This is a genomic window from Streptomyces sp. Tue6028, from assembly GCF_002300165.1.
GTDB classification, from domain to species: Bacteria; Actinomycetota; Actinomycetes; order Streptomycetales; family Streptomycetaceae; genus Streptomyces; species Streptomyces siamensis.
Window position 1 is genome coordinate 28420 of sequence record NZ_MLCE01000039.1, and the last position, 4081, is coordinate 32500.

Genomic DNA, 4081 nt, shown 5'->3' on the forward strand with positions numbered 1-4081 from the left:
AGTTCGGCGCGCATCAGCAGCGCCATGACACCACCGACGCAGAACAGCGCGAACGACGTCACGAGATACAGCGTGCCGATCGTCTTGTGGTCCGTGGACGTCAGCCACTTCACCGCGGCCCGTCCCGGACGCCGTGCGCGCGGGCCTGCGGATGCGGGCGGCGCCGTCACCGTGTTGCTCTCCATGCCCCGCCTGTGTCCGGCCCTCGCCGCGCCGTCACAATGGAGCGACGCGACGAGCGTCACACCGAAGGGTGTGACGCTCGCCCACCTGCCGGACACAGACGGATCATGAGCAACGACGAGACCTTCGCCGCTGCCTATCGCGAGCACTACTGGGCGGTCAGCCGCTACGTGGCGAGGCGACTGGACGGCCGTGGCAGTGATGTCGAGGAGGTGGTGGCGGAGGTCTTCACCGTCGCCTGGCGGCGCCGGTCCGACCTGCCGCCCTCTCCTCTTCCCTGGCTGTACGGGGTGGCGCGCCGCTGCCTGGCCAACGCGGTACGCGGATACGGACGCCGCCGCAGGCTGCTCGACCGGCTCGGCAACGACGAGAGCGCGCACGGCACCCAGGTGGTGGCCGGCCCCGGCTCCGACACGCCGGGCGACTGGGTGCACGAGGCCCTGGCCCGGCTCTCCCCGGCCGACCAGGAAGTACTGCGCCTCACGGCCTGGGAGGAACTCGCCGTCGACGAGGTCGCCGTCGTCCTCGGCTGCGGCAGCCGCGCCGCCGCGATGCGCCTGCACCGTGCCCGCCGCCGGCTCAGAGCCGAGATCGACCGTCTGCAGATCACCCCCGTGGCCACCGGCGCCGCAACGCCCCGCCGCGACATCCCGAAGGAGCCCGGCCATGGCTGACGAACTCGAACTCCTGCGCCGCGCCAACCCGGTCCCGTCCGCCGACCCCCGCTTCGGCGACCGCCCGCTCGACCAGCACGCCGAACGCCGGCTCGACCTGTTGCTGCACGGCGGCGAACGCCGGCTCGACCGCCTCCCGCACGGCGGCGAACGCCGGCCGCGCCCCCGGCACCTGCGCCGCTGGACCTGGGGCCTCGGCTCCGTGGCGGCGACCTGCGTGGTCGTCCTCACCCTCACGCTCATGTTCTCGGGCTCGGCCACCGTGCCCGCCGTGGCCGCACCGCGCCCGCTGGTCGTCGAGGCCGGCTCCGCCCCCGTGCCGCTCGACCGGATCGCCGGCCGCGCGGCGGCCGCCGGCGACACCCTCCGGCTGGTCCAGGGCACCCATCTCCAGACCTGGAGCCTCGCCATGACGTCCGGCCCCGGCTCCCGGCCGCCCGTCACCCTGCCCGAGGAACGCCTCGTCCGCTGGAAGGCCGACGGCAGCCACACGGAACTCGTCGTGGCCACCGACCCGCGCCGCCCGGGAAAGCCGGTCGTCACGGACGCCGACCCCGTGCCCCGCACCGTCGAGGACGGGCACGTCCTCAGCAGGCGGACGTATCCGCCGAGTTGGAGCGACGCCCCGCCCGTCGCCCGGCCGCCGCACGACGCCGTACGGCTGCGCGCCTACCTGGACGAGATCGACCGCACCGGCCCCCTGGACGCCCCGGGACTCCTCGACGCCGTCGCCGGACTGCTGGACAACTGGACGCTCGGCACCCGGGAGAACGCCGCGCTGGTCCGGATCCTCGCCGACGCGGAGGGCCTGCGCCCGGCCGGTGCGGTCACCGACCGGCTGGGCCGCGGGGGACAGGCGTACGTGTACGACGACCGGGCGCACTCCGTCCGGCGGATGCTGGTGCTCGACCCGGCCACCGGCGCCGTCCTCGGCCTGGAGGAGACCGTCACCCGGGACGACCCCGAGTTCGGGGTGAAGTCCGGGGACGTGCTCTCCTACCGCGCCTGGATGCGCTGACCGTGCCGGTCAGACACCCGGCCGTCGTTCGGCCGCCGCCACGGTCTGCTCCAGCAGGACCGCGATGGTCATCGGGCCGACGCCGCCCGGCACGGGCGTGATCAGCCCGGCCCGCGTGACGGCCGTGTCGAAGTCGACGTCTCCCACGTTGCCCGGGTTGTACCCCGCGTCGATCACGACGGCACCCGGCTTGACGTCCTCGCCGCGGATCAGCCGGGGCCGGCCCACCGCGGCCACCACGATGTCCGCCTCGCGCACGACCGACGACAGGTCCTTCGTGCGCGAGTGGCAGTACGTCACCGTGGCGTCCCGTCCGAGGAGGAGCATGCCGACCGGCTTGCCCAGGATCGCGCTGCGGCCCACCACGACCGCCCGCTTGCCCGCCGGGTCGACGTCGTACTCGTCGAGGAGCCGCATGATGCCGCCGGGTGTGCAGGACACGAAGCCGGGCAGACCGAAGCTCATCGCCGAGTACGAGCTCAGCGTCACGCCGTCGACGTCCTTGCGGGGGTCGATGGCCTCGAACGCCGCCCGCTCGTCGATGTGCGGTCCGACGGGGTGCTGGAGCAGGATGCCGTGCACGGTGGGGTCCTCGGAGAGCGCGCGGAGCGTGCCGACCAGTTCGGCTGTCGTCGTGGCGGCCGGCAGGGCGACGTGCCGGGACTCGATCCCCGCCTTGCGGCAGCGGTTCTGCTTCATGCGCACGTAGGTGACAGAGGCGGGGTCCTCGCCGACGAGCACCGTCGCCAGACACGGCGCGGCACCCGTGCGGTCCTTCAGGTCGGCGGCGCGCTTCGCGGTGTCCTCGACGATCCGGCGCGCGAGGGCCGTGCCGTCCATGAGCTGGGCCTGGGACATGAGCTGCTCCTCCTGAGCGCTGCTGACGATCGCCCAGGCGCGCGGCAGAGACCCGTTCGTCAGGCCGCTCCCCGGTGGTACTCCACCTCAGCGCCAGTCACGGCCCGCCGACCAGGGTAGCTCCTGTGGGTGACCCGCCCGCGGCCGGTTCGGCCCGCTGGAGGAGGGGGGCTCGTACCCGTGGCCACGAGGCGGGCGGCCGGCGCCGGGTACGGGTGCGGCTCACCGGCGCCGGAGGGGCAGCCTTCGAACGGCACGCGGTGCCGGAGGACGAGGGCGGGACCGGGCCGCGCGCAGCGCTGAGCCCAGCAGCGAGGCGGACAGTCGCAGACCTGCCGCGGAGACGGGTCGCGGCAGCCGAGCGGGGCGCGGGCGCGACCGGCCCATCCCCACACGCGCCGAGAAGGTCCAGGTCAGACGCGATGTGATCTGGACCTTCGGCCAGTGCCTTTCTACTCGTCCCATGCCTGGAGCAGCGTCTGGTCGACGATCTTGCCGTCACGCAGCGACATCATCGACGTGCTCAGCACCTTCACGCCGTCCGCGTACTCGCAGGACTCGGAGAAGGCGACGTGGTTGCCCTGGACCACGCACTCCTCCAGCTTGTGGGTCATGTCCCGGCTGTAGACGTCGTCGAGCATCTCGGCGATCTCGCCGCGACCGTGTTTCACCATCGGGTGGCTGGGCTGGGTGTTGCGGTCGACGATGCGCACTTCCGCGTCGTCCGCGTAGAGCGACAGCAGATCCGTCGCACTGTGTCCTTCAATGGCTCGGCGCAGCGCTTCGGTGTCGAAGGCGGGGCCTAGCGAGGTGCCCATGATGACCTCCTTGAAGGCCGCGGCCCGTCGAGGAGCGGGTCGCGAAGGGCCTCATCTCCGAGACTCCTCCGCCGCACGGTCCTCGGCAAGCGCAGCCGCTCCGATGAGCCTCTCGGGTGAGCGGAGCGTGACGGCCGTGTCCGCGGGGGACCGGCGCCGTTGCAGGAAGCATGATCTCAACACGACGTATGGTCGCCGCCATTGGTCTCGCCGTCGGAGTCACCGGACTCGCCGCGCCGATGGCGAGCGCGGCGGGCTCCGAGGCCGCGGACGCGGGAAAGCTGAACCCCGTCGCCGAACTCGACTCCCTCGCCCTGAGCACCGTCCCCGCCGAGCAGCGGGCCGCCATGCCGCTGCCGTCCCGCCAGCTCGCGGGCCTCAACCGGCTGAACGACCTGAACCAGCTGCACCAGGTGACCGACCTCGCCGCGCCCGTCATGGGTGTCGTTCCGGCCATGTAGGGCTAGAGGGGAGGGCCTGCCCCTGACGAGCACCGAGGGGCGGCCCGTACGAGCACCGAGGGCCGGGGC

5 protein-coding genes, 1 pseudogene and 1 riboswitch are annotated in these 4081 nt (G+C 73.1%); of the genes and pseudogenes, 3 read left to right on the forward strand and 3 right to left on the reverse strand.

Annotated features, from left to right (window positions below):
* A pseudogene (locus tag BKI49_RS34410) lies at nucleotides 1-185 on the reverse strand (cytochrome ubiquinol oxidase subunit I); the annotation flags it as partial.
* A gap of 105 nt (nucleotides 186-290) precedes the next feature.
* Here BKI49_RS34410 and BKI49_RS34415 point away from each other — a divergent pair.
* On the forward strand, nucleotides 291-857 hold the full coding sequence (locus tag BKI49_RS34415) for an RNA polymerase sigma factor (protein WP_095938236.1): 567 nt from the start codon (nucleotides 291-293) through the stop codon (nucleotides 855-857).
* Nucleotides 850-1875 carry a CU044_5270 family protein gene (locus tag BKI49_RS34420; RefSeq protein ID WP_095938237.1) on the forward strand — a complete coding sequence of 342 codons (1026 nt, stop codon included), beginning with the start codon at nucleotides 850-852 and terminating at the stop codon, nucleotides 1873-1875. Before BKI49_RS34415 ends, BKI49_RS34420 begins: the two co-directional genes overlap by 8 nt.
* Nucleotides 1876-1884: 9 nt before the next feature.
* Here BKI49_RS34420 and BKI49_RS34425 read toward each other — a convergent pair whose 3' ends face one another.
* Together BKI49_RS34425 and BKI49_RS34430 are read right to left on the reverse strand one after the other, a co-directional pair.
* Nucleotides 1885-2733 (reverse strand): bifunctional 5,10-methylenetetrahydrofolate dehydrogenase/5,10-methenyltetrahydrofolate cyclohydrolase, encoded by an 849-nt coding sequence (locus BKI49_RS34425; RefSeq protein ID WP_095938238.1) that lies wholly within the window; start codon nucleotides 2731-2733, stop codon nucleotides 1885-1887.
* A gap of 24 nt (nucleotides 2734-2757) precedes the next feature.
* A riboswitch (ZMP/ZTP riboswitch) is annotated at nucleotides 2758-2844 on the reverse strand.
* A gap of 341 nt (nucleotides 2845-3185) precedes the next feature.
* A complete protein-coding gene (locus BKI49_RS34430; protein ID WP_095938239.1) occupies nucleotides 3186-3551 on the reverse strand; it encodes a nuclear transport factor 2 family protein in 366 nt (121 codons plus the stop codon).
* Nucleotides 3552-3721: 170 nt separating this feature from the next.
* Between BKI49_RS34430 and BKI49_RS34435 the strand changes: the two genes are divergently transcribed.
* Nucleotides 3722-4012: a hypothetical protein gene (locus tag BKI49_RS34435; protein ID WP_095938240.1), complete on the forward strand. Its 291-nt coding sequence runs from the start codon at nucleotides 3722-3724 to the stop codon at nucleotides 4010-4012.
* Nucleotides 4013-4081 lie beyond the last annotated feature (69 nt).